Raw genomic sequence first — 24,557 nt, 5'->3', positions numbered from 1 at the left:
TGGTTTAAGGTTGTAGTCGTATAACTTCAAATATAGTAAGTAAATTGGCTTTAACAAGTTTTTTATTGCAAAGTAGAAATCCATTGTAATTTTACAGCATTCCAATCAAAAGCCTCTGTTTGTTGTCTTGCGTTATTTACAATGCTTGATGCTAAGGCTTTGTTATTATACAACTTTAAAATAGCTCCAACAAAGGCTTCAGTGCTATTTGGTGACACTAATAAACCAGTAGATTGGTCAGTAATTAAAAACGGAAGACCTCCAACATTGGTACTCACAATTGGCAAACCTAAAGCCATAGCTTCAATGATACTTACTGGAGTATTATCAAAATTAGTGGTGTTTATAAATAGATTATAATTTTTAGATAATGCAATCCACTCATCCTTACTTAATTTCCCTGTAAAGGTGACATCAAGATTTAAAGTTTTAGCATAGGCTTGGGTTGTTAACAAACTACCATCGTTATCTGGACCAACCATACACAAACTGACAGGATAGCCTTGTTTTTTTAATTGGATCAGGATATCTATAGCTAATTTAGGATTGTATAGTTTTGAAAACGAACGTACCCAAAGTAATCGGATAGTATCCATTGGTCTCTTGGTAAATGGATAATTGTCAAGAGTAATACTATTAGGAATAACCTTTACATTTTTATAACCAAAAGCTTGAAATGAGGATTTTAAATATTCTGAAGGCGAAATATTTATATAGGCCTTATCAAATAACTGCTTACATAGCTTAGGACTGCTTTTTAAACGATTAGGTAAATGTCCTCCATGTAATATTGGAATGTATTTTAAATTTAAAAATTGACATAATAAACCTACAGCGTATGCGTAATAAAAATTTAAAGTACTATAAGCGTCTATTAGCACATAGTCTGCTGTTTTACGATGCTTAAAAACAGTCCACAACATATCTACAAATCTAAAAACTATGTTTTTATAACTAGAAGCATAAGTCACATTAAAACCTGAAGCCTCTAGACCTTTGCCCAAAGTCTCAATGGTCGTTATGGTTTTATTGTGCTTTGTTAATTTGTTTCCTATGTAAACTAGGTGTGTCATCTATGATGTATAATAAACTTAATGCATAAATAAAAGCTGGTGCTGCAATACGCATCGCTGAGTGATTGATAGTGAGTAACCAAAATAAATAAAAGGAAAAAAAGAGGACATTGCTTCGATTTTGCAATCTAAAAAACAAAGGTACTAATAGTAAAATAGTAAAAGCAATCATGCCTAATAATCCATGCTCTGCAATAATACGACTCATTTCATTGTGTGATGCTGCATGAATACCTGTTTTCTGAAATCGAAGATCTTTGACTCGTCCTACTCCTACTCCTAAAAATGGATGTTCTAGAAACTCATCAAATTCTGCTAAAAACAATTCTCCTCGTCCAGTAGTAACATCACTTTTTTCAATACCCATAGCGTTTTGATTAGCATAACGCTTTTCTATTAACCCATTGGTTTGACTAGCTGAAATTAACCAAGTTACTAGTCCTATCACTAAAAAACCTATTAGAGAAAACAATAGATTTCTTTTTTGCGTCTTACTTGTATGGTTATATAAAATTACAACAAAAGCTAGAATCATTATTATAGCTGTTAATACACCACCACGACTAAAAGTAACTATAGCCCTAAAAGCAAAAAGAAGAATAAACAGTAGATCTAAATAACGAATCAACTTTGTTTTACTAAAATAAAAAAACCTAATGGTCATTATAAAAAAACCTAATCCTAAAACAGTCGACATTTGATTAGGGCCAAAACCTCCTGATGCTGCAAAATTAGACCCTGTACTATTGGATACAGCTGCTACATTAGGATTATAAGCAATAACATAAACTAAAGTACTAACTAAAGGGTAAACAGCATAATTAAGCATACTACCTAATTGTGTTTTGGTTAATTTAAGATTGTAACAAAACAAAGCAGCTACGCCTAAACAAACTGGTCCACTTAAATTAAAAGCGATAGCTTTTCTTATGTTTTGACCAATATCCAATACGTATAAAGAGACATATATACTAGGTATTAACAACAATAGATATAACAAATAGGAAGTCGCTTTTTTACTAAACCCTTGATAAAATAAGCCAATAACACAAAATAAAATTATTAAATACTTACTAGCCTCATAAAAAGGACCACTATTTGTTACCCTAAATACAACCTCAGCACCAACAATATATGCGCAAGCACTTACAATTTGAAAACCTTTTAATTGAGGTTTAGTTGATATAATTTTTAAAATAAAATAACTGATTACACCATAAAAATAAACCTGTCCTAATGGTCTAAACAAGTACACCAAGACACCTATGATAACATGTAAGCCTAAAAGTTTTAAGTAATTATTTTGCATTTAAATTAGTTCAGGCCTAAATAGGTATTTGTTAGTTTTTGTATAGTATTTCTTTCTGAAAATGAATGAGTGACCAATCGCTGTAAATGTTTAGAGTGTTCATCTCTTAACGCTTCAGATTGGATATACCGCTCTATAGCTTTAAATAAGCTTAATTCATCTTTTGGATTAACTAATAATCCTGTTTTATCTGATTGAATAACCTGACTACAATCTCCAACATTAGTTGCTACAACTGCTAGTCCTGCTAATCCATACTCCAATAAAGCCAAAGGTAAACCTTCTGATTGAGATGATAAAACACCTATAGTACTTGCTTTAAGTATTGCTGAAGTGTCATTACAACTTCCGTATACAAAAATATGTTGTTCTAAATTTGCTGTCAATATAAATTTTGAAATGTGTTTTGAATACTCATCCTTAAAATCTTTGCCTACCAAATGCAAAGTCCAATCTGGATATTTAGCTACAAGTATTTGAAACGCTTGTAATAAATTAAAATGATCTTTTTGAGGTCTTAGGTTAGCTAAGCAGACGACACGTTTACCATCTACACCTTTTAAATCCGTTTTTAAATTTGTAGCTGTTAAAACTGCATAATTATGTAAATAGCTAACCGACTTGGTGTTTAAGCAAGTTTTTGCCCACTGTTCTAATTTTAAATTAACACTAAATATGTGATTAAAATAGTTGGAACAATATTTTAAAACCCTTTGAGGACGTTGTTGTAAAAATTCACTTTTACCATAATGATCATGCCATACTAGTTTAACTTTAGAATTTAAAATAGTTATTAAAGTGGCTAAAAAATAAGACGTTGAATGCGCATGAATTAAAGTAATTTTTTCTTTTTTAACAAAACGATGTAAAGTCCATATTGCTTTAAAATCTAAAGTTTTTGTCTTTTTTAAAAACAAATAACCTACCCTTTTGTTTACATTAGATTTTAATAAACCTTCTGCTCTGGTAGCACACAGGTAACTACCATCTACGCTACTTAATAAACCATTGGCATAATTAACTGCAACGCGCTCTGCGCCTCCTGCTTCTAAACTATCAATTAATTGAAGAACTCGCATTTAATTCTGTATTAGCGTTTTTATTTCATCTTCAAACAAATCTAAGGTATAATACTGTGACCAAGCTAGAGCACTTTCAGACATTTGCTCTAATGTTTTAGTGTTAGATAGTGCTGCTTCAATTGCAACTACTGCTTCATTTACGTTGGGCGTTATTAAAATACCTCTATTACCATTATCTAACATATTAGGGACACAAGATATTGCTGTAGCAATGGGTATGACTCCAAAAAACATAGCTTCTGCTATAGCTTTGGGCCAACCTTCGGACTGAGAAGCTAATAGCGTAAAATGAGCAGCTTTTAATTGTTGTTTGACTATAGGACTGCTTTGATTTCCGTGTAAAACTATAATATTTTGTAATTTATTTGCATCAACATAATCTTGTAATTCTGATTTTAATACACCATCGCCATATAAATCTAGTGTCACAGAATAGCCTTTATGCTGTAGTGCTTCTATAATTTGAATAGCCAGTAAAGGACGCTTACCACTAACCAAACTTCCTACAAATACAAACCGTAATGTTTTTGAGTAATCTTTTGTTTCTATTTTACATCGCTCATCATCAGTATAACTTGCTGTAAAAAATGGTTTAATATTTTTGGTCTGATTGCTCCAAGCACCATACACTAAAACAGTCATGTTTTTAGTCCAAAAGGTATTGGATAAAATACGTTTTTGAATGCGATAACTTAAAGGCTGATTAGCTTTTGGATCCCAATTACCAGCGTATTTAGCAGTCTTTATTTTCTTCGGAAAAAAAACTTGCAGCATACAGCCTAATAATCCAATATTACCTGGACAACGCAAATGGATGTGATCAGCCCACAACATTCCATTTAATAATTTTATAAATATAATAGGTAAAAAAAAGAAACTTTTTAACGCCTCTAGCGATGTAGTAAAATTTAACGTTGGAATAGAAACTACTAAGGGTTGCTTTTTAAAAGCGGAAGTCAATAATGGTCTATTATATTTTGTAGGTGATACAATTTTAACAGTATCTACTGAATTAAACCAAATATCCATTTCACGAACATACGGACTATAAGCCTGATAAACAGAATCTTTTTTTAAAGTAGGTGCATTGGTAATGACTAAAAACTTCATTAAATATAAGCGTTAGATGAATTTTGATTAACCACTACTGCTGGCACACCCATAACTGTAACATGATTCGGAATACTTTGAGTAACTAATGAGTTTGCTGCTATAACACTATCGTTTCCAACTTGTATTGGTCCTGCAATAACTGCGTTGGCACCAATATATACCGTATTGCCAATAGTTGGGACACCTCTGTTATCTCCACGTCCACTGACACCAATAGTAACCCCTTGAGAAATATTGCAATTATTACCAATAGTTGCTTTAGCATTTATAATAATACCTCCAAAATGTCCAATATAAAATGACGAGCCAATAGTTACGGAAGCAGGAATGGATATACCGGTTAAGACTTCAATCACCTTTTGCCATAATAAACATAAAACCAACAATACATGCTTAACAACAGGGATTTTTAATTGATAACAACGGTGTGCAATCCTGTATTGAAAAATAGCCCAAAACCCTTGAGTAAAGAAAATTATTGACAAGAAGTGTCCTCCATACGACTTGTATTTTTTATAATCAGAAACTATTAATGATAATAAAGACATGTATTGCTTTTTAAGATGGAATGTTTGGTTTGTTAAATATAAGCGAAAACAAACCAACAACACGACCTAAAGTCTCTGTGAATGCTTCTTTTTTATTAGAACTTGTAATGACATTAGTGGCACGTATTAAAGTTAATAATACTGAGGTGGCATAAAATTTAAGCTTAGCCTCTAATTTAGGCGTGTTATATTTTACACGCCAAACATACCAACCATTGCGTACTACCATTTTTCCGTACTTAAATTGGTTTGGTCGTCCTGCAGCAGCATGATAATGCGCTAACTTAGCATTAGTATTAATATAAAGCTTCCCCAATTTTGCTATACGTAACGAAAAATCGGCATCCTCATACAAACCATAACCTTCAAAATACGTTGAAAAAGACAAGGTATTAAAAATCTCCTTTTTATAAGACGACACGCCTCCCATGATTTGTTCGACTTGATAAATGCTTCCTGATGGAGGTAAAAAACTAACAGATCTTCCATGAGAAAAGCTAGGCATCCAACCCGGTTTTGCATCTGGTAATAAACCAAATCGTTGTCGTATTTTAAACCTTAAAGGCTCTAAGCGTTGCCATCCATCATAATAAAAATAAGAAGTGCTATTTCTTGCAGATTCTGTATCCCAACGTATTTCATTGGTTATATAACCACCAACTGCCAAAGCTTCTGGATGTATTTTATAAGTACCAATTAACATTTCAAAATAGCGCTTTTCCAATATAATATCATCATCTAAAAAACATATAATGTCTGATATTTCACTAACCTTATTAACTCCAAAATTACGCTGTTTAGTTAAACCACGGTTTGTTTCATTAACTTTATAATAATTTAAATTATCAAACATATGGTCTTGTAAAACATGTTTAGTGTCATCATTTACCGACCCATCAACAATAATAATTTCATTAGGATATAAGGTTTGCTTGTTGACCGACTCAAGCAATTGCAAAAGCGGTTTAGGGCGCATGTAGGTACAAACTATTAGAGAAAACTGCATATTCTATTTTGTACGTTTACCCAAAGACATTAATGCCTTAGCATAAAAAACAGACTTTTTATACTGTAGTAAACGTTTTGGTAATTTTATAATTTTAATGGGCCATTCTATTAATTTGGCTTTAGTAAAATAAAACACAAAGTACTTAATTTTATATTCTTTACGTTGCCTTGCTGTAAAATGTTTATGCAATTGATACATTATGGTTGGACTTGGTTTAGGTACAATATGCTTTACAGGCGTATCTAATTCCCAGGGTTGTTGTTTTCTAGTTTTTCCTTTTATTTTAGCTTGTGTACCCCAAAAACGATATCCTCCAATAGGTGGTTTTAAATGTAAATTGGCAGAAAACGGATTATGTAAAACGGTAACTCCTAGTTTGGTTATAGCCATTCCAAAATCGCTATCTTCTCCATAGCCACCATCATAATTTATATCATTACCTACAAGTTTATCTACTATGCGTTTTGAAACACAGGAATTAGCATTACTAAACGATTGAGCTGCTCCAACTTTCCAACGTTCATTATCAAAGGCTTTTAATTTAACATCTAAATCCTCTAAAGTCTGTTGTTGATGGTCTGCCCTTATATCTAACCCATTACAAGCTTCCGCATTATAAGTCTGTAATAGTTTTATATGGTTTTCTATAAATTCAGGTGGGATACGTATATCGTCATCTCCAAATACTATATAATCTCCTGTACATAAATGTATAGCTTCATTTCGTGCTCGGCAACTGCCTTTAGACGTTTGCCATTTAAAAGTAACTTTAAATGAATAGTTGTCTGGTTTATATAACGAAAGCACTCTTTTATCTTCTGGTGTTGCGTCTACAACAACTACTTCTGTTGGTTTATAGGTTTGATGCTCTAAATCATTTAATAGATTTAAGGTAAAGTCTTGGCGCAACATAGTTGGTATAATATAACTTACTGAAGGCTGACCTTCAATAGCATCTAAGGGTCTTGGCGCGACAACTTTTGTTTTTGATTTCAATTTAAATTGTCTTGCATAATTATAAGCTTTAAGTTCTCTAAACTTCCAAACCCCTTTTCTGAGTAACATGTACAAAGCTTGCGAGCGTTTAAAACTTTTAAAATAGAATGTATAAATATCTTCTTTACTAAGACTGACAGCTTCTATTTTTACAGGAAACAATCCTTTAACATGTAAAGGTATGGCGCCTTGATAACGCATACCATTAAAGGCAAAATCCAAGGCTGCTGTTATCGGATTTAAATAATCGGTATCAAAACCACCTAAAGTTTCCCAAACACTTTCTCTAATAGCAAATTGGTTTGGGTTTAATCGCCAACTCACACAATGGTCTAAATTATCAAAATCATTACCATACCAAAAATAGACTACAGTCTGGTATATTATATCTGGCAAACAGTTTTTAAAACCTTGATCTAAACTACTGTGCCAAATATCGCCTTCCCCTTTGGCTAAAGTATCTAGCAAATTTAAATCTGGAGTACCAACATATAAAATAACACTTCCGTTTGAGGCTTTAAATGTTTTAAAATTCATTTACAATTAGGGCTTTATAAATTGCGTGTAAAAATCTACACTCTGTTGTGCTACAATCTTTGAACTAAATCTTTGTACTACTTTTTGTCTTGCGGCTTTAGAAAAAGTTTCACTCAACCTTTGGTCTTCAAAAAGTTTTATAATATTATCAGCATACTCTTGATGTGCTGTTGGATGGACTAAAAACCCATTTTCCCCATCATCAATAACTTCTTTTGCCCAGCCAACACTAGAGGCCACAATAGGTTTTTCCAAAGCCATAGCTTCTAGCCAAGATACTGGTAAGGCTTCTGCAAATGTAGGAAACACACATACACTAGCTGCCTCAATCTGTTCTCTCATTTTTGCATAAGGGACAGCTCCAATATAATTTACTTTTCGTAAAGCTGTTTCTGAAAACAAAGGTTGCATTAATGCCCATGTTGATTGAGATTCCGTTTTAATATCAGGACTATCTTTTCCAACCAATAGTAGAGTTGCTTCTGGATGTATTTGATTGACGATATTAAAAACATAAGGCAATTCTAACAATCCCTTTTTTCTTATTAGCGTTCCAAAATACAGTATGGTTTTAGTAGTAGTATCTAAATTTAAATTAGACGGTTTAAAGGCGTCTAAGGTTATTGCGTTAGGTATGACTGTAAAAGGTCTGTTTAAATTAAATAGTGTATTAGTTAAATCTCCAGTAAATTGGCTAACCGCAATAATACCATCAACCTGCTTTAAGGCTTGTTTTTCATGAAAACGATTAATTGCCTTAACAGGTCTTTGGTCTAAATGACAAAAATAAGTATCACTTCCATTTTCCCTAATAACAATCGGACAATTAACATTAATAAACGAAGCTATTCCTGTCCAATCAGGAGCTTCAACAATATCTAATTTACCCGCTTTATGTAGACTATTGATTAGTTTTTGTATTTTTTTTCGAGTTAAAAACCAAGACAAACCTTTTAGTTTCGGGTTTTTAATTTTATAAAACTGAAGGCCTTGGTCTTTAAACTGAGCATCTTCATTTTGACCATAAATAAGCAATATTACTTCATGACCTAAAGTATGTAATGCTTGCGCAAGATGTTGTATACTGGTACCAATACCTCCTGAATGACCAATACGTTCATGCGGATACTCTGGTGTTAAAAAGGCTATTTTCATAATTAATTTAAAAGGTTAAAATGATTTTTCACCATTAATTCAATTGAGAATTGATCTTCAATTAATTTACGTGTATTTATTTTAATCTGCTTTTCACCTGTTATAATAGATTGTAACAAAGCTGTTAATGCAAATATATCTTTAGCTTTAAATATAAATCCGTTTTTTTCATGAGTAACAACTTCTTCATTACCTCCAACTGGCGTTGTAATTACTGGTATATTGGCTGCTAAACTCTCTAAAACAGATAAACTAAAACACTCCATATGTGTAGGTTGTAATAGATAATCGTAATGTTGGTAATTAGTATTTAAAGTCGCACTGCTACCTTTAAAAGTAAAAACAGTGTTTAATTTATATTCACTAACCAAGTGTAATAACTCTTTTTCATAAGGTCCATCTCCAAAAACATCAATTTTTAAGTCTTTAATTAAATGTTGTGGTAAGTTGCTAACTGCTACTATTAAATCTTGAATCCCTTTTGAAAATCGCAAATGTGACACCACTATAAATTTAGGATTCAACATTGCTCTTTCTGAAACTTTAGGCACAATATCCTGAATTAAAACACCATTATAAACGGTTTTAATCTTTGGTTTTAAAAAACTACCAAAATCCTTTATAATAGCATCGCTTGTGTAATCCGAAACACCAATAAATTGATCAATATGTTTAGCATATAAATAGCCTTTAATTCGCTTTTTGAGCTGTTTTACAAGTGTATAACCTCCTAAAGGTCTTGGATTATGGTCTACTGCTATAACTTTTGTACGTAATAATTGCTTGACCTCAGCATGAAATGAAGTACATAACTCTACAAAATGTGTGATAACATGAGTATAAGTTGTTTGAGTTGTTTTAACATGCTTAATAAAATGAGCTTGTAAAGAGCTGCTGTTGCTTTCTATAATATGAAACTCATTATACTGACCATGTGTTGCTGTATTTGGAAAAAACCAATCGACACGAATATTATTATCTTGACAGGATCTATTAAAGGCCCAGAAAAAATAATCCATACCACCTACTCGACTGTCAAGTAATTTGTAGTTACAGATTATGGCAATATGATTTGTGCCTAACTCCATTGCATTAGTGTTTTTGCAGTCAATTGGCTGGTGCTTATTAAGTCCACACCAATTTGCTGAGCAATAAGTTGTTTACGATTTTTAGTGTTGCTATCTTTAGTTAAATCATGATTAACTGCTTGAATTAATTCTGCTGTAGTAGTTACAATTCTTGTCGCTTTACTATCTACAACATGCATAATATGCTCATAACCTAAAAAGCGCTGATCATCATACAAACCATTAGTAGCATTACCAAATATAGTATTGATTACGGGTTTATCAAATAACATAAAATCCAAACTCATGGTAGACAACATATTAATATTTAAATCGCAATATTCCAACAAGGCTCTAAGTTGTTTTACATCTTCAGTAGATGGTATACGTTGCGACCAAGACTCTTGATGGTTAGCTCTAACTTGTTCCCATTTAGGAAAATTCCATTTTATAAAAGGAAACCCTTTTACCAAAGCATCAAAACGTTTTGGGTCTTCAGCTGGAGAAGTTCTTACTATAAAATTAACTGCTGGTATCTGTTGGTTTTTTATAGCTTCGGCTATAGTTGTGATATATAATTCGTCATTTTTACTGGTAGAACTATCGCCACAACTAAAACAAATGGTTTGTAATGAAGCATCCAAACGAAAGGCTTTTATAAAGTCGGCTTTACTGGTTTTGTACCTTGGCAATACATAAGGCTCAAATTGTGGCGTACCTACAACTTTTACATGCTGATCTTGTATTGTACTATAAAATTGTAACAAATCCTTTTTCATGAGTGTACTCCATACTAAATAATAATCAAAACTGGAGGCCATCCTGCCTTTAGACGCTAAATTATCCCAACTAAAAATAAAAGCTGCTGTTTTAATTTTTAATTGCTGTGCTGCATAGACTAAAGGCGCTATGTATGGAGGTCGTTGGTGAGTAAAAAACAATAAATCTATCGCTTCTTCCTCTAAAATAGTTTTGTATTGCGCTGTAATAGTATGATTTGCAAAAGTTTTATTTTGAAAATATTGAAACTTTTGTATCGCTTTCTCTGAATGAAACAACGTGGTTAATTTATAAATAAAGCGTGTACCATAACCACGAGTAGTTTTTAAAGTTGACCTGTTAGTTTTTAAATTATCCTGAATCCCTAAATTACCCTTAGCATGTAATTTTAAATGGGCAATCTCTTTAGCTTTTCTAAAAAACCAGGTTGCATAACCTTCAGTAAATACATCCAACTCTATAACTTGACAGTCGGTATGCGTTTTATATACAGATTTGGGTAAACATGATAAAATAATAACGTTATCAAATTGTTGCTCAGCTTCCTTCAAAAAATCACTTAATATAAAATTTCTAAAGCCAACACCATCTGTAATTACCAATCCTAATGTTTTCATTATATAGCTCTAAATTGTTTTTGATGGTTAATCTCCCAAAAGCGGTCTAATTTTAATGAGTGAATAAAAGCGTCGGCACTCTTTCCGCTTCCAAAAATATCAAGTGCTTTAGGTTGTTTTATTTTATCTTTTAAAATAGCCTTAACAATAGCATCTTTTGTGTAATTGGTATTGATTATTGAATTTAAAACCGCTCTATTATCTTGACGTGTGCCTATATTTATTGTTGGAATACCATAATATGGCGCTTCTCTTACACCTGCACTACTATTACCTATTATAAAATTAGCATACTTTAACAAGGTTAAAAAATATTCAAATCTTATAGAAGGAAATATTCTAAACTTCGGATTATTTTCTAAACGTTTATAAGCTTTTAATATGGCTTGACTACCTAAGTCGTTATTAGGATATATCACCACATATTCTTTATCACTTTGCAATAAAGCATCTACATATTGTTGAGCATAGTCTTCCATATCTTCATGTTCTGTCGTAACAGGATGAAACATAGCAACTGCATAATCTTTAAAAGGAATATTATAGTAATCCTTAACGATACTTAAATTAGGTAGCGTACTTGAAAACATAACATCTATATCTGGTGACCCTATAGTATAAATAGAACCTGGCAATTCTCCCATTTGCTCCAGTAACTGCTTGGCTTGTGCATTTGCCACAAAATGAATATGACTCATTTTACTTGTAGCATGTCGTATAAGCTCATCTATAGTACCAGAAAGTTCTCCGCCTTCAATATGTGCCACTAAAACATTATTTAAACTACCTACAATTGCACCTGCTAAAGCTTCTACCCTATCACCATGTATAACTATTAAGTCGGGTTGTGTTTCTGCTATAAAATTAGAAAAACCTGTTATTGTTTTTGCTAATGTTAAATCCATGGTAGCTTCATGCGTATGATTATTAAAAGTAGAAATATGCTTAAAACCACAGCGTTCTACTTCTATTAACGTATAACCATAAGCTTCAAGCAAATGCATACCTGTTACAAATACATGAGCCTCAAATCCTGTTTCAGACTCTACGCTTTGAATTAAAGGTTTTATTTTACCAAAATCAGCTCTGGTACCTGTTAAAAATGCTATTTTTTTAATATTACTCAATATCTGCCCAAGTTAATTGTTCATCATTTGCTATGGATCTGGTTGCTTTTTTACCTAAAATACTATCAAACTTATCGGCTAAAATCGCGCCTGTTCCTGGTCGTTTTACCCAAATATTATCTTTAGTATAGAGTTCCCCTTCTGCAATAGGCTTTATAGTACATACCGTTGCAAAAGCAAAATCTATAGTCACCTGCTCTTCTTTTGCAGGTGCTTTAGTACCGCCTCGCATCAAAGCCATTTCAGCACTATTTGTAATAAGAGCTTTACAAGCTTGTTCATCCATACTACATACAATATCTGGTCCTGTACGTTGCATGTGATCTGTAAAATGACGTTCTAAAATAGAACCTCCTAATGCTACTGCACCTAAACACGCATTGTTATTTAAAGTATGATCACTCAACCCAAAGACCTTATCAGGAAAAGCCTCGTGTAATTCCAGCATCGCTCCAAAACGTACTAAATGTGTTGGTGTGGGATATAAATTGGTGGTATGTAATAAGGCGACTGGTACTTCATATTTATCAAAAATAGCGACTGCTTTTTTTACACTGGCAATTGTATTCATACCAGTACTTAAAATAACAGGTTTACCAAATTGCGCAATGTGTTCTAGTAATGGATAATTATTACATTCACCAGAGCCTATTTTATAGGCAGGAATATCAAAACGTTTTAAACGCTCTGCTGCTGCTCTAGAAAATGGTGTAGAAATAAAAATCATCCCTTTTGATTCTACATAATCCTTAAGCGCTAATTCATCTGCTTCATGTAATGAGCAACGCTCCATAATATCATATATTGACACGTCTGCATTACCAGGAATAACTTGTTTTGCAGCACCACTCATTTCATCGGCTACAATATGGGTTTGGTGTTTTACTACCTCAACGCCTGCACGATGCGCCGCATCTACCATGTCTTTTGCTACTTGTAAAGAACCTTCATGGTTAATACCTATTTCGGCAATGACTAAAGGCGGAAAATCTTGCCCTACTTTTCTACCTGCTATCTCTATATATGGATTACTCATTATTATAATGGTTTAGCATAAACGCAGCATAATCAAAATCGTCTTGTGTATCGATATCAACTTTTGCAAAAGGATGATCAATGACTAAAGGATAAGCATCCTTAGTTATAATCTCATCATTTAAAATACAGCTAGCCTTGGTGATATATAGTAACCCGTTTTCATAAAATAAAGGTTCTAAATCTTGACTACGCTGTCCTGGTTTATAATTATATGGTTTAAACTGTTCGTTTTTTATAGTTCCAAATTTAAGATGATTTTTAGACACTGTAAACAAACTGTCTGCTTTTACTTGATTAAAAACAGTAAATGCATCTTGTAATAATAGTTTAGGTCGTAACGGATTAGTGGCTTGTAACAACACCACTATATCTACTTTAGTATTTACAGCTCCTAAAACATGTTTTAATGCGCTTACTGTAGGCTCAAAATCTCCAGCTAAATGTTCTGGTCTGTCTATAACCTTAACTCCATGCGCTAATGCTATTGCCTTTATAGTGTCACAATCTGTAGACACATATACAGCGTCTATAAAATCAAATTGTTTAGCATACTTAATACTATGCACTAATAATGGCATACCACCCAAAAGTTTTATGTTTTTTTCAGGTAGGCGTTTGGAGTTGCCTCGTGCTGGTATAATGGCGATGGTTTTGATAGGTTATGCTATTTTTAATTTACGTTTAATTTTTTTTAAAAACTTGTTGGTTTTTTGTTCTAAGGCAAAAAATGGTGCTTTATACAGGATATAATCTTGTTTGTTTAATCCACTATCTATTGCCACCTTATTTTTGTTAAGTATAACATCTATTCTGTTTGTATGTTTTTCATTTTTACCATAACTTCTGGCATACCAGGTATGGCATAAAAAAACTTTATTTCTAAACAAAACTGTATTAGATATAGTATCTGGATGCATATTCGCATCTAAATATAGAATTTTTTTGTTCAGTCTTTTCAACCAGAGATAAAAACAATAATAAGGTTCATACAAACTACTAACATCATATTGTCCTTCAAGGTTTAAATCTTGATTTGAAAATTCATTTTTAACAATATATTGATTCTTTTGTAACTCTTTTTTATCCCAAATACTTAACACTTCTCTAAAATTTAGAATTGAAAAAAAAGTATTTATCATATAAGGATTAAACGTTCTGTGTTTTATTACACCTCCATCTCGAACACCAGCCACACTATAATTATTGGTTTTCATTGTTTCTATTATCGAAAAAACAATTTCACTATCATTAAAAATAACATCTTCATCTGCCATAATTAACCAATCGATATTTTCATCTTTTAGCTTCTCAAACATATAATAAATACTACTTATACCATGCATTCCATTTCTTCCATCAATCACATACTTTCGTATGTTTTGGGGAAATAGTTTTGAAGTAATATTATACAATTCAAAATTAGCAACAGTGGTTATTATGGCTATGTTTGGTTTAGGCATTTGGTTTCTTATTATTTATAACATAATTCGATTTTTCATCATTATCACCTTTATAAATAAAAACCATATTATGGTAAAAGTGCATTGAAATAATATGCTTATCATAATAAGTTTTTTTATAACCCTCGATTAAAAATTCTTCATTATTCAAGCCATCAATTAAACTTTTAAAAAAACCATAAATTGTATGTTTACTATCTAAATTAGTTGAATTTCCACCATAGTCTTCCCAATAAGAGGTTTGTGTATCTTCTACTACATAAATACCTCCTTTTTTTAATTTAGGAAAGAAATATTTGAAACTTTCTATTACATGCTCATTTATATGGCTTCCATCATCTATAATTAAATCAAAATCACCAGTTTCAGTTGTTATTTTATCTAGAAATGGGATATCGACTTGACTACCTTGAAATATTTTAATTCTGCGTTCTTCTAAAAAAGATTTATCATAAATATCTAATGAAAATATTTTTGAGAAAGGAAAATAACTTTTCCACATACGTAATGAATTACCACCTTTAAAAGGGGATTTATATCCACCAACACCAATCTCTAATATTGTATTTCTTTTGAATTTATATTTTCTAAAATGTTTTTGATAATGAGGAGTATAGTTATGTCTACCAAATTTATCTGTTTTATGAAGAAAAGCAATTTTAGACAAATTAAACGGGAAAAACATTGCTTTGTAAGCTCGTAACTTATACTTTAATTTTAATCGTTTTACTTCTGAAATTTTATTTTTAAAATGGTCAATCATATTTATTATAATGAATATTTATTTAAGGTAATACTCATACTTCCTTTGGTTTCCAATATATTTTACTATTTTTCAATTCTTCAATTTTTTGATATTCATTTAAAGATAGCCTACTATTAATGTTTATACATTTTGGTAGATTAATAATTAAATCAAACAACGCTAAAATTATTGCTTTCAAAGCTTTAAAATCACCTTTAAACACTTTTAATCTTAATTGCATCCACAAGGTATATAAAAACTTTTTAGGTATTAAATGTAAGGGATAAAACATAAAATACAAATACCAACCAGACCTTAAGGAGCGTCTTAACCTTGTAGTATAATCTTTTTTCTTTTTTCTGGATTTCACATCAACGCGATGCTGTATAAATAGAGCTGGAACATACCATACTTCCCATTCATTTTTAAACAATTGAAAGCTTGCAAACTCCTCCTCACCATAAAACACAAACCAATCAGGATAATTTGGTATACTTCGCCACGCATCCATACGCCAAACATGACCGCAACCTACAAAACTTTTTACGCGTGTACTACTCGAGGCATCTGCAAGATTACAAGGTAAGTCTTTCCCCCAAAAAATCCTACCTGCTATTACTGCACATTGACTATTATTTATAAAAAAATCATCAATAATTTCTAAGGGGTTATTAGTAACAATATGGGCATCATCATCTAAAGTGATAGCATAAGCTGCTGTGGTTAAATTCAATAAACGGTTTCTACTAAAAATTAAACCTTTACTTGTTTTGTTTTGTATAACCTGTATTTGCTTATAATTATCTTTTAAATACTGGAATGTGCCATCGGTAGAACCATCATCACAAATAATACATGCTACGTTTTCATTATTTAATAAATAGGAAATTTCACCTAAAGTGATCTTTAAATCTTCAAGTCTATTTCTTGTGGTGATTAATATGGCGAATTGTTGATGATGCATTTAAGTAAATTTAACTACCTCTTAAAAAAGAGAAGAAATAGTTTTTTTATAAATAATCGTTTTAAAGTATAAATTTTATGACTTGTTAATTTAAAAGGATACGTTAACTTGTAATCTTTTATTTCTATGTTATTTATATTGTTCATGTTTTCTTCTTGAACTTGTACCATCCATTTTTCTACAGTATTCCCCATATGATATGCAAAATTATTATAAGTAGACAATCTTAACTTACCAGATTTATTAATTGGGTCATCTATAAAATCATTTACAGAATTTCTTCCAATTAAAATATATGATGGACTTGTTGGTATGTAAGAAAATAACAAATCCCTATCAATTGTTAAAACTTGATGACCACTACCAAGATTAGCTTTAATTGAATTAGATTCTACTACTGGCCATTTCAAATTTGGCTTTGTTTCTAAATCCCAATTTATACTACTCATATACCTATTAAAATCTTCAAAATTTTCTGGTATTGCTTTATATTCAAATTTTAATTGCTTGGTTAATACTTTTAACATTCCGCTACTAGTAGCATAAGTTTCTGCATTTCTTACTGAAATAGGAGATACAGAACCAACATTTTTGAAATTATTAAAAACAGAGGTCACCTCTTCCATCCATCCTGTTTTAAATAATACGTCAGCATCTGATAATGTTATATATTTTTCTCGCGCGCCTCTTGCTGCTCCAAGTAAAGCATCTATTTTACCAATATTTGTATTATGGTGTATAAGTGTATCTATATATTTTTCTTGGTGTTTTTTATAAATATACTGTGTTACTTGTTCGTTTGAACCATTGTTTACTACTGTTATTTTCGCTTGAGAGTTAATTGTTTTTATCAACGATTCTAAACACAATTTAAAAACTTCAAAACTATTTTTATAAAACGAAATATTATTTGGTATGTATACAACAAGAATAATTCTATGTATTGAATCTACTTCAATAACATCTTGTTTTTTTTGTGGGTTCACACCTTTTCTCATAATTAATACTTTATAAGGTTAAAGCCATTTCAAAGGCTTTTGTAGCAATTACTAATTGGCTTTTTATCCCATCGTAATTTTTAGATTTTACTGCAATATTGTTTTCTTCTAAAACTTTTAGCAACTCTTGGGCTGTTTCTTTTTCTCCATTTCTATTATAATCATCAATTATAATTATAAACTCTTTTTTTTCATTAAATTGTTTAGCCAGATTAACAATATCAAATCGAGAATAGTTTTTACTTCCAAATGGTCCATCTATGATATATAAACTAAAATCATTGGTTATATTTTCAATATCAACATAACCTAAATATTCTTTGTTAAATATTGATTTATTTGCTGTTTGAAGGTTTATTATCTTAGATTGATTTGATAAAGAAAAGTTAGTATTAAAACGATTAATCCATTCACGATCATGCTCTATAATAACATGCGATGCATTTATAATATCATTTTTAATTAATGTAGAAATAAATTTAGAACTTTCTCCCAAGCCCAATTCTAATATAGATTGTGGTTTTACATCAAATAAAATACGTTTTAAAATATAAAAAAAAGAATAGTTTCCAGCCCATCGTCCTACATTAATAGATAAATTATTTAAGCAATCTACACCTCTAATACTATCATGAAAAACATTTGCCCAAATAACTTCATTGGTTAGTTTTTCGGTTCGTTTATGCCTTTCTCTATTATCTTTAATTAAATTAATGAATCGTTTTAATATCATCTTTTAAAATTTAGTTTAAAATATCTTGAATACTAGATTTAAATTGGTCTACACTAAAATAATCACCATATGCCAAAATCGCCGGAGCATGATCTAATTGAAGTTTTATTAATGCTTCTAATTGGGTAGCAATTTCACTTTTATTTGTACTAGTAGCGATACAGGTTTCATTAATTGTTATATGTCGTGTTTCGCTTTCTTTTGGACAAATATTTAATATTTGGCATCCTGTAGCAGCTGCAACAGGTATTTTTCCTGGCAAAATATTACTATAACCGCTATTATTTTCAAGAATTATTAAAATGTTAGAGTGCTGGCTTTGTTCTATATACGAACTTGAAAAATCATTAGCTTCAAGTATTATAATATTAGAAACAGCTTCATATTTTGCTTTTAGCCTACTGTATTGATTACTTTTTAAACGTAACACAAATTCTGAATTATTCTTTATATTAAAATCTTTGTTTATACAATCTACATAAGCATCTAAAACAGTATCCATATCGCGCCCTAATTGTAGTGTACCGTGATACATAATACAGCAAGGTTTTTGTTTTTCTCTTACATGTTTTACTTGTTCAAAGTTAAATGCCGTTTTATTAAATTGATGTGGTAGTGTTTTAAAAACCTTATTAGAACCATAAAGTACAGTTAAATCTCTAGATAAATAAGTTGATGGGCTTATACATACTTTAGCCTGTTCAACCACTGCTTTTATTCGTTTTAACCTAAACAATTCTAAATTAGATAATTTAATGTTCGAACCAGTATCCCAAAAATTAGGATAAGGATCATGAAAATTTATTATGGCTTGTTTTAAAATGGGTAAATTGTTACAGGCTAATAGTGTTTCATACTCTAAACCAGAGCTTCTAATAAACACATGGTTATAGGCCTTGTAATCTATTGTTGCTATTTTCTTTTTGTATAAGTTTTGTATGTAACGTTCCCGTAAAGACTCATTAAACAAACGCCAATATACTTTGTTTAACCACTTTGTTACTAAAGGTATTTTTCTAGGTATTGTATATTCTACTATAGAATCTGCACCTAAAAGCTCATTACAATCATGCGAATCATGACTTTTTATATAAAAAACATCAATAATCGCTTGCGGATATATGTCTCTTAAATTTGCAATAAATGAACGAGATACTATACCTTCACTTGTGCCTGTATGCCTTAAATCTTGAGCTATTATTAAAAATTTCATTTTATCTTTTTATTGTTTTATAACAGACTGTACTATCATTAGTTTTAAATGTATCAAGTGATTAATCTTTAAATGTCTTAAATAATAAAAACTTAATCGAAATATTCTAAAAACGTTCTTTTTATTGGTCGCTACCGTTTTGTTTAATTTATAAACAATAATATGTTCTTGCTTTTTAGTAAAAAAATTAATTTTAGTTGAATACAAATAAAAATAGTATTGAAAAGAACTTTCGTTTTTCTGCTTCAAATTATCTGTATTTGAAGTAATATTTTTTGTACTATGCCTAAATTTAACGCATGAATTATTTATGGTATACACCAAACCATAATTTGAACATTCTAAAACCGCTAAATCATCTGTATGCCATGCTAAAGGAAAAGGCTTAAGCTTAAAGTTTTCCTTCTTAAATATATACTCGCTTAAAGAGCTTCTAGTACCACCTTGGTGTTTACGTTCAAAAAAAGCAGTTGATTTTTCTAATTTTGGATGCTCATGTTTTTTTGATATTACAACATCACTAGCATTAATAACTACAGTTGCAAAACGCACAACATTCACGTTATGTTTTTTTATAATTTCTAAATTATTGTAAAATTCCTCAACACAATTAGGTCCCAAAACATCATCATCGCCTAAAATCATTATCCAATCTTCATTTGCTGTCATTGCAATACAACGTTCCCATTGCTTTACTAAATTTTGACCTCCTAAATTATTATCAAATTTATTGTAAGTAAATAAAAAACTATTTTTATAGGCTTCTAGTAGATTTGAGGGATCAGTATTACTAGCATCATTACCTATATAGACGTGAAATTGCTTATTAGTTTGAAAAGCTAAACTTTGCAATGTCGCTTCAAAAAAATTAATTTTATAATATGGAATAACGATGGCTAGCATTATTTTTCACTAAACTTTTTTATTATTTTTTGACTTAGATTATTTAACCCAATCTTTTTTAAAAAGACTTCTATTTTATTTCCTATTTTAAAAGCATTTGATTGTTTTATCTGTTGTTTTTTTTGACTTTCAACAGCACTTTTATTAATATATTTTTTATTTGATAATTCTATGAGTTTTATATAATCGTCCTTGGGTATTACTGTTTTAATCAAATCATAAAACAACATAGTATTATTAATCATATGATTAAAATTATCTCCTGTCATACTTTTAGTATGTATACGATAAAAACATAAAGTATCATTTATATAGATAGATTTAGGGTTATTGTAAAATAAGACTGTCCACATATACCAATCTTCTTTTGCTTTTAATGTTACAGGAAATTCAAAAAGCTCAAATAAACTTGCTTTAAACAAAGCACAATGTATTGGTATCGCAAAATCAGTATCCCATTGATACAGTATGTTGTTATAATTTAAAAACTCTTGTTTTAAAGTGTAATAAGGTGACGTTATATTCTCGACATCGTTTGTAAAATGAGCATAATTTGTAACAACTATATCCAGATCATTTTTTTGTAAATATTCTAAAGCTATTTTTAATTTATTTATATGCAATAAATCATCAGAATCTAAAAACTGAACATAAAATCCTTTTGCTTTTTTTAAACCTAAATTTCTTGCGCTAGATAATCCTCCGTTTTCTTTGTAATGGCTTTTAATCCTATTATCAATCGATTCCCATTTTTCTATAATACTAGCAGTATTGTCCGTACTACCATCATTTATTAGTATACATTCCCAATTAGTATAGCTTTGATTTAAAACAGAAGCTATGGTTTCATCAAGATAAAGACCCTGATTATAACATGGGATGATTATAGATATTAAGTGATTCATTTTAAAGATTGATAAATAGAAGCTATTATTTTTTTTAAATACTTTAGATTAACTTTTTGAGAATTATTACCCGATAAAATTTTAAAAAAACCTTTTCTATACTCACCTACTCGTAAATAATGAAACTCACTGTAATCAATCCATGAAGCATTCCAAAGGTGAATAGCGTAAGTTTCTGTGTAACAAAATTGACTATAATTTTTAACTTCATACCTCTTGTCAAATGGTAATGGATAAAAATACTTATATGGGTAAACTGTAATTTCTTGAAAATTTTCAACTTTGTCAAATATTACATTGCTTAAATTAACTTCTTGCTTCAAACACTTTGTAATTATTCTTGGTATAGTTATATCTGTTAAATTTGTATTACTTGTTATTCCTTTTATTTTTTTATAATAATCTAAAAGTTTATTAATAAACAAGTTATTCTTAACAGAACCCATAACACTAGCATTAACATAGTTAAAATCTTCTGCTCCAAAAAAACAGTCATGCTTTAAAAAAGGCTCGAGGTTTTTAAATACAAGCATATCTGTATCTAAATAAATCCCTCCATATTCATAAAGTTTTTTTAATCTAATATAGTCTGAAATAAAAGCCCATTTTTTAAGTTTTACACATGACTGCAAAAAAGGGGAAGTCAAATCACAATTATCTTCATTCCATTCAATAAATTCAAAACCTGGCATATACTGATGCCAACTTTTGATACATTTTTTTACAAGAGTGGGTTTCTTTTTTTTTCCAAACCAACAATAATGTATAATTTTAGGTATCATTTTAATCGAACAGTTGATAGATTAATAGCAATGTTATCATTCATTTCTTTAAAAACATAATAACCTTTACTTTTTAGTAGCTTAACAGATTCTTTAAAATCACGACTACTAAGATTTACACTTTCATACTTAATAATATTGGGCTTAAAATTACTAAAATCAAACATCTTAAGAACCTCTAAATCAAACCCTTCTGTATCAATTTGTAAATAATCTAAATTTTTAAAATTATAATTACTTTTAATTATATTAGAAAAAGAATCAGCTTTAACCTCTTCTTCTTCAATATCTTCGTGCATTATATTATGTTTTTTTAAATGATCAAGACTTAAAGAGGCTATTCCTTTTACCCATTCTGGATAATTTATTATCGCATTATCCACAACTTTAAAAACTAAAACTTTATTTTTTGAGGGATGTAAAGCCTTGTTTATACCTATTATTTGTTGATTGTAATTATAATTTAAAGTTAATTCATTAAAATATTTTTTGATTGGCTCTATAACTAAACCTTTGGAATCCCTTTTTTTTACAAATTCATATAAATCATCAAAACTAACACCATCATTAGCTCCAACTTGAATAAAAGAAAAGGATTTATTAACCTTAAAAGTTAATTCCATTAAATCTTTACTAGATGGTAAAGAAAAAAAAACAACAGATTTAAAGTCTAGTTTTTTTAATAGTTTTCTTATTACTAAATACACATAATTATATAAAAATATCATAGTCTTTTAATTTCTATAGATTTGTGATAAATTTTATTTAAACTCTCTACCAATTGTCTACCAGAAGCATATACATCATGAGTTACATTCTTAATATTAATTGCATCCATTAAACACTCATAATCTACTGAACCATCATCACCAAAATAAAAATTAATAAAGTAATTTCCTGAAGCATAAATAGGAAAATCTTTAATTTCTATTCTCACAATATTTAATCCTTTTTCAATATTTAGGGTTTTCCCAATATTTATATTATTCAATGCAATAAATGATATATCATTTTCATCTTTAATGGCAAAACCTACCTCTGGTTTAAATAAATCCCTATTAGATATTATGGTTAATTCAAAAATTAAATTGGACCCTGACTCTAAATGTTCTGACAAAACACCATTTACAAATACTTTAGCTTCAATAATTCCGAATCCTTTTGCAGTTTTATCTTTATGATTTTCTAAATTAAAAACACCTAAAGTAGTATTTACACCCTCAACACTCAATTTACCTATCGAGAGATAATGATTGATGGCTTTTTCTATACCTCCTTCAAAAACAACCTTTCCATGCTCCAAAACAACACCTCTTGTACACAAACTTTTAACCGCTGCCATATTATGACTTACAAACAAAACTGTACGTCCTTCTCCTTTTGAGATATCCTGCATTTTACCTATCGCTTTTTTCTGAAACTCGGCATCTCCTACAGCCAAAACTTCATCTATCACCAAAATCTCTGGCTCTAAAAAAGCGGCTACTGCAAACGCTAATCTTACCGTCATACCAGAACTATAACGTTTAACAGGCGTATCTATATAACGTTGGCAACCAGAAAAATCTATAATTTCATCTATTTTAGAAGCTATTTCTTTTTTAGTCATTCCTAAAATCGCTCCATTTAAATAGATGTTTTCTCTACCTGTCATCTCTCCATGAAACCCGGTTCCTACTTCTAATAAAGAAGCGATACGTCCTCTTGTTTTAATTTCTCCAGTCGTTGGCCCAGTAACTTTAGAGAGTATTTTTAAAAGTGTTGATTTTCCTGCGCCATTTTTACCAATAATCCCTAAAACTTCTCCGCGTTTAACTTCAAAATTAATATCCTGTAAAGCCCAAACATACTGAGACTCTCCTTTTGTACTACGATCGTTATTGTCGCCGACTTTTAAATACGGGTCGTCTTTACCACGTATTTTAGACCACCATCTATTTAAATCATGACTAATCGTACCTGTACCAACAAGACCTAAACGGTATTGTTTAGAGATATTTTCAGCTTTTAAAATAACACTCATTATTTTTATTATTCAATGTTTGTAGTAAACAATATACTTTAAGCAGGTAAAATAACAAAAATTATAGCCAATCAGACAGCAAAACTAAGATGCTTTTGTAAAAAAAAGTTTTTCTAATACTTAGTAGTTTTCATTTTTTCAGTAATAAATAGCGATCCAAAAATAACCGATAGCAAAATAATAAACACCAATTATCACGCTACAAGTAAACTATAACAGGTCATTTCCAACCATTCACTTCTAAATCCTCACTATTTCACTATCCTCTTTTAACTTTCAATCTCTCACTTCTAACTTTCATCTTCCTAAACCATAGTTACTTCATAGATACTTCATGGATACTCCATAGATACTCCATAGTAAAGCCATAGATAGTTCAT

At 30.3% G+C, this 24,557-nt stretch carries 24 protein-coding genes; all 24 read right to left on the bottom strand.

Annotation, left to right across the window (positions count from 1 at the left end):
• Nucleotides 1-62: 62 nt before the first annotated feature.
• From JAO71_RS07850 to JAO71_RS07735, 24 genes are read right to left on the bottom strand one after another with little or no spacing between them, the layout of a single operon-like run.
• Nucleotides 63-1,073: a glycosyltransferase family 4 protein gene (locus tag JAO71_RS07850; RefSeq protein ID WP_203000057.1), complete on the bottom strand. Its 1,011-nt coding sequence runs from the start codon at nucleotides 1,071-1,073 to the stop codon at nucleotides 63-65.
• Nucleotides 1,027-2,382: an O-antigen ligase family protein gene (locus tag JAO71_RS07845; protein ID WP_116824367.1), complete on the bottom strand. Its 1,356-nt coding sequence runs from the start codon at nucleotides 2,380-2,382 to the stop codon at nucleotides 1,027-1,029. The genes JAO71_RS07850 and JAO71_RS07845 overlap by 47 nt, the downstream gene beginning before the upstream one ends.
• 5 nt (nucleotides 2,383-2,387) lie before the next feature.
• Nucleotides 2,388-3,461 carry a glycosyltransferase gene (locus JAO71_RS07840; RefSeq protein ID WP_203000055.1) on the bottom strand — a complete coding sequence of 358 codons (1,074 nt, stop codon included), beginning with the start codon at nucleotides 3,459-3,461 and terminating at the stop codon, nucleotides 2,388-2,390.
• Entirely contained in the window at nucleotides 3,462-4,574 is a 1,113-nt protein-coding gene (locus JAO71_RS07835; protein WP_203000053.1) for a glycosyltransferase family 4 protein, read from the bottom strand.
• Nucleotides 4,574-5,125, bottom strand: coding sequence for a serine O-acetyltransferase (locus tag JAO71_RS07830; protein ID WP_203000052.1), 552 nt, complete (start codon nucleotides 5,123-5,125; stop codon nucleotides 4,574-4,576). The genes JAO71_RS07835 and JAO71_RS07830 overlap by 1 nt, the downstream gene beginning before the upstream one ends.
• Nucleotides 5,126-5,135: 10 nt before the next feature.
• Nucleotides 5,136-6,131, bottom strand: coding sequence for a glycosyltransferase family 2 protein (locus tag JAO71_RS07825; protein WP_203000050.1), 996 nt, complete (start codon nucleotides 6,129-6,131; stop codon nucleotides 5,136-5,138).
• Nucleotides 6,132-6,134: 3 nt separating this feature from the next.
• Nucleotides 6,135-7,667, bottom strand: coding sequence for a glycosyltransferase family 2 protein (locus JAO71_RS07820; protein WP_203000048.1), 1,533 nt, complete (start codon nucleotides 7,665-7,667; stop codon nucleotides 6,135-6,137).
• A 6-nt stretch (nucleotides 7,668-7,673) separates the two neighbouring features.
• Nucleotides 7,674-8,822 (bottom strand): glycosyltransferase family 4 protein, encoded by a 1,149-nt coding sequence (locus JAO71_RS07815; protein WP_203000046.1) that lies wholly within the window; start codon nucleotides 8,820-8,822, stop codon nucleotides 7,674-7,676.
• Between the two features lie 2 nt (nucleotides 8,823-8,824).
• A complete protein-coding gene (locus JAO71_RS07810; RefSeq protein ID WP_236011209.1) occupies nucleotides 8,825-9,910 on the bottom strand; it encodes a glycosyltransferase family 4 protein in 1,086 nt (361 codons plus the stop codon).
• Nucleotides 9,901-11,286 (bottom strand): hypothetical protein, encoded by a 1,386-nt coding sequence (locus JAO71_RS07805; RefSeq protein ID WP_203000044.1) that lies wholly within the window; start codon nucleotides 11,284-11,286, stop codon nucleotides 9,901-9,903. The genes JAO71_RS07810 and JAO71_RS07805 overlap by 10 nt, the downstream gene beginning before the upstream one ends.
• A complete protein-coding gene (gene neuC, locus JAO71_RS07800) occupies nucleotides 11,286-12,413 on the bottom strand; it encodes a UDP-N-acetylglucosamine 2-epimerase (protein ID WP_203000042.1) in 1,128 nt (375 codons plus the stop codon). The genes JAO71_RS07805 and neuC overlap by 1 nt, the downstream gene beginning before the upstream one ends.
• On the bottom strand, nucleotides 12,406-13,449 hold the full coding sequence (locus JAO71_RS07795; protein WP_203000034.1) for an N-acetylneuraminate synthase family protein: 1,044 nt from the start codon (nucleotides 13,447-13,449) through the stop codon (nucleotides 12,406-12,408). The genes neuC and JAO71_RS07795 overlap by 8 nt, the downstream gene beginning before the upstream one ends.
• Nucleotides 13,442-14,107 (bottom strand): acylneuraminate cytidylyltransferase family protein, encoded by a 666-nt coding sequence (locus JAO71_RS07790; RefSeq protein WP_203000180.1) that lies wholly within the window; start codon nucleotides 14,105-14,107, stop codon nucleotides 13,442-13,444. The genes JAO71_RS07795 and JAO71_RS07790 overlap by 8 nt, the downstream gene beginning before the upstream one ends.
• Before the next feature lie 3 nt (nucleotides 14,108-14,110).
• Nucleotides 14,111-14,911 carry a hypothetical protein gene (locus tag JAO71_RS07785; protein ID WP_116824357.1) on the bottom strand — a complete coding sequence of 267 codons (801 nt, stop codon included), beginning with the start codon at nucleotides 14,909-14,911 and terminating at the stop codon, nucleotides 14,111-14,113.
• Nucleotides 14,904-15,674, bottom strand: a complete 771-nt coding sequence (locus JAO71_RS07780; protein WP_036599855.1) for a class I SAM-dependent methyltransferase — start codon at nucleotides 15,672-15,674, stop codon at nucleotides 14,904-14,906. Before JAO71_RS07780 ends, JAO71_RS07785 begins: the two co-directional genes overlap by 8 nt.
• 34 nt (nucleotides 15,675-15,708) lie before the next feature.
• Entirely contained in the window at nucleotides 15,709-16,620 is a 912-nt protein-coding gene (locus JAO71_RS07775) for a glycosyltransferase family 2 protein (protein ID WP_203000032.1), read from the bottom strand.
• 14 nt (nucleotides 16,621-16,634) lie between these two features.
• Nucleotides 16,635-17,618: a glycosyltransferase family A protein gene (locus tag JAO71_RS07770; RefSeq protein WP_054852821.1), complete on the bottom strand. Its 984-nt coding sequence runs from the start codon at nucleotides 17,616-17,618 to the stop codon at nucleotides 16,635-16,637.
• 10 nt (nucleotides 17,619-17,628) lie between these two features.
• A complete protein-coding gene (locus tag JAO71_RS07765; protein ID WP_054852822.1) occupies nucleotides 17,629-18,351 on the bottom strand; it encodes a hypothetical protein in 723 nt (240 codons plus the stop codon).
• Between the two features lie 10 nt (nucleotides 18,352-18,361).
• On the bottom strand, nucleotides 18,362-19,564 hold the full coding sequence (locus tag JAO71_RS07760; protein WP_203000030.1) for a glycosyltransferase family protein: 1,203 nt from the start codon (nucleotides 19,562-19,564) through the stop codon (nucleotides 18,362-18,364).
• 9 nt (nucleotides 19,565-19,573) lie between these two features.
• Entirely contained in the window at nucleotides 19,574-20,467 is an 894-nt protein-coding gene (locus JAO71_RS07755; RefSeq protein ID WP_203000028.1) for a glycosyltransferase family 2 protein, read from the bottom strand.
• Complete coding sequence (locus tag JAO71_RS07750) at nucleotides 20,467-21,372, bottom strand: glycosyltransferase family 2 protein (protein ID WP_203000026.1); 906 nt, start codon at nucleotides 21,370-21,372, stop codon at nucleotides 20,467-20,469. The genes JAO71_RS07755 and JAO71_RS07750 overlap by 1 nt, the downstream gene beginning before the upstream one ends.
• Nucleotides 21,369-22,154: a glycosyltransferase gene (locus tag JAO71_RS07745; protein ID WP_203000025.1), complete on the bottom strand. Its 786-nt coding sequence runs from the start codon at nucleotides 22,152-22,154 to the stop codon at nucleotides 21,369-21,371. The genes JAO71_RS07750 and JAO71_RS07745 overlap by 4 nt, the downstream gene beginning before the upstream one ends.
• Nucleotides 22,151-22,882, bottom strand: coding sequence for an FkbM family methyltransferase (locus JAO71_RS07740; RefSeq protein WP_116824351.1), 732 nt, complete (start codon nucleotides 22,880-22,882; stop codon nucleotides 22,151-22,153). Before JAO71_RS07740 ends, JAO71_RS07745 begins: the two co-directional genes overlap by 4 nt.
• Nucleotides 22,879-24,177, bottom strand: coding sequence for an ABC transporter ATP-binding protein (locus JAO71_RS07735; protein WP_203000023.1), 1,299 nt, complete (start codon nucleotides 24,175-24,177; stop codon nucleotides 22,879-22,881). Before JAO71_RS07735 ends, JAO71_RS07740 begins: the two co-directional genes overlap by 4 nt.
• Between the last annotated feature and the right edge of the window lie 380 nt (nucleotides 24,178-24,557).

The sequence above is a fragment of the Olleya sediminilitoris genome (assembly GCF_016785945.1).
Classification (GTDB): domain Bacteria; phylum Bacteroidota; class Bacteroidia; order Flavobacteriales; family Flavobacteriaceae; genus Olleya; species Olleya sediminilitoris.
Note: the sequence above shows the minus strand (reverse complement) of the source record. Positions and strands in the feature narration are given on the sequence as shown.

Bases quoted from the DNA above. Each gene is read 5' to 3' on its own strand.
- JAO71_RS07795 (WP_203000034.1), bottom strand. From the start codon at position 13,449: ATGAGTAATCCATATATAGAGATAGCAGGTAGAAAAGTAGGGCAAGAT.
- JAO71_RS07745 (WP_203000025.1), bottom strand. From the start codon at position 22,154: ATGATACCTAAAATTATACATTATTGTTGGTTTGGAAAAAAAAAGAAA.
- JAO71_RS07770 (WP_054852821.1), bottom strand. From the start codon at position 17,618: ATGAGAAAAGGTGTGAACCCACAAAAAAAACAAGATGTTATTGAAGTA.
- JAO71_RS07755 (WP_203000028.1), bottom strand. From the start codon at position 20,467: ATGCTAGCCATCGTTATTCCATATTATAAAATTAATTTTTTTGAAGCG.
- JAO71_RS07785 (WP_116824357.1), bottom strand. From the start codon at position 14,911: ATGCCTAAACCAAACATAGCCATAATAACCACTGTTGCTAATTTTGAA.
- JAO71_RS07845 (WP_116824367.1), bottom strand. From the start codon at position 2,382: ATGCAAAATAATTACTTAAAACTTTTAGGCTTACATGTTATCATAGGT.
- JAO71_RS07775 (WP_203000032.1), bottom strand. From the start codon at position 16,620: ATGCATCATCAACAATTCGCCATATTAATCACCACAAGAAATAGACTT.
- JAO71_RS07805 (WP_203000044.1), bottom strand. From the start codon at position 11,286: ATGAAAACATTAGGATTGGTAATTACAGATGGTGTTGGCTTTAGAAAT.
- JAO71_RS07825 (WP_203000050.1), bottom strand. From the start codon at position 6,131: ATGCAGTTTTCTCTAATAGTTTGTACCTACATGCGCCCTAAACCGCTT.
- JAO71_RS07735 (WP_203000023.1), bottom strand. From the start codon at position 24,177: ATGAGTGTTATTTTAAAAGCTGAAAATATCTCTAAACAATACCGTTTA.
- JAO71_RS07760 (WP_203000030.1), bottom strand. From the start codon at position 19,564: ATGAAATTTTTAATAATAGCTCAAGATTTAAGGCATACAGGCACAAGT.
- JAO71_RS07850 (WP_203000057.1), bottom strand. From the start codon at position 1,073: ATGACACACCTAGTTTACATAGGAAACAAATTAACAAAGCACAATAAA.
- JAO71_RS07830 (WP_203000052.1), bottom strand. From the start codon at position 5,125: ATGTCTTTATTATCATTAATAGTTTCTGATTATAAAAAATACAAGTCG.
- JAO71_RS07820 (WP_203000048.1), bottom strand. From the start codon at position 7,667: ATGAATTTTAAAACATTTAAAGCCTCAAACGGAAGTGTTATTTTATAT.
- JAO71_RS07835 (WP_203000053.1), bottom strand. From the start codon at position 4,574: ATGAAGTTTTTAGTCATTACCAATGCACCTACTTTAAAAAAAGATTCT.
- JAO71_RS07765 (WP_054852822.1), bottom strand. From the start codon at position 18,351: ATGATATTAAAACGATTCATTAATTTAATTAAAGATAATAGAGAAAGG.
- JAO71_RS07780 (WP_036599855.1), bottom strand. From the start codon at position 15,674: ATGATTGACCATTTTAAAAATAAAATTTCAGAAGTAAAACGATTAAAA.
- JAO71_RS07810 (WP_236011209.1), bottom strand. From the start codon at position 9,910: ATGGAGTTAGGCACAAATCATATTGCCATAATCTGTAACTACAAATTA.
- JAO71_RS07840 (WP_203000055.1), bottom strand. From the start codon at position 3,461: ATGCGAGTTCTTCAATTAATTGATAGTTTAGAAGCAGGAGGCGCAGAG.
- JAO71_RS07750 (WP_203000026.1), bottom strand. From the start codon at position 21,372: ATGAATCACTTAATATCTATAATCATCCCATGTTATAATCAGGGTCTT.
- JAO71_RS07740 (WP_116824351.1), bottom strand. From the start codon at position 22,882: ATGATATTTTTATATAATTATGTGTATTTAGTAATAAGAAAACTATTA.
- JAO71_RS07815 (WP_203000046.1), bottom strand. From the start codon at position 8,822: ATGAAAATAGCCTTTTTAACACCAGAGTATCCGCATGAACGTATTGGT.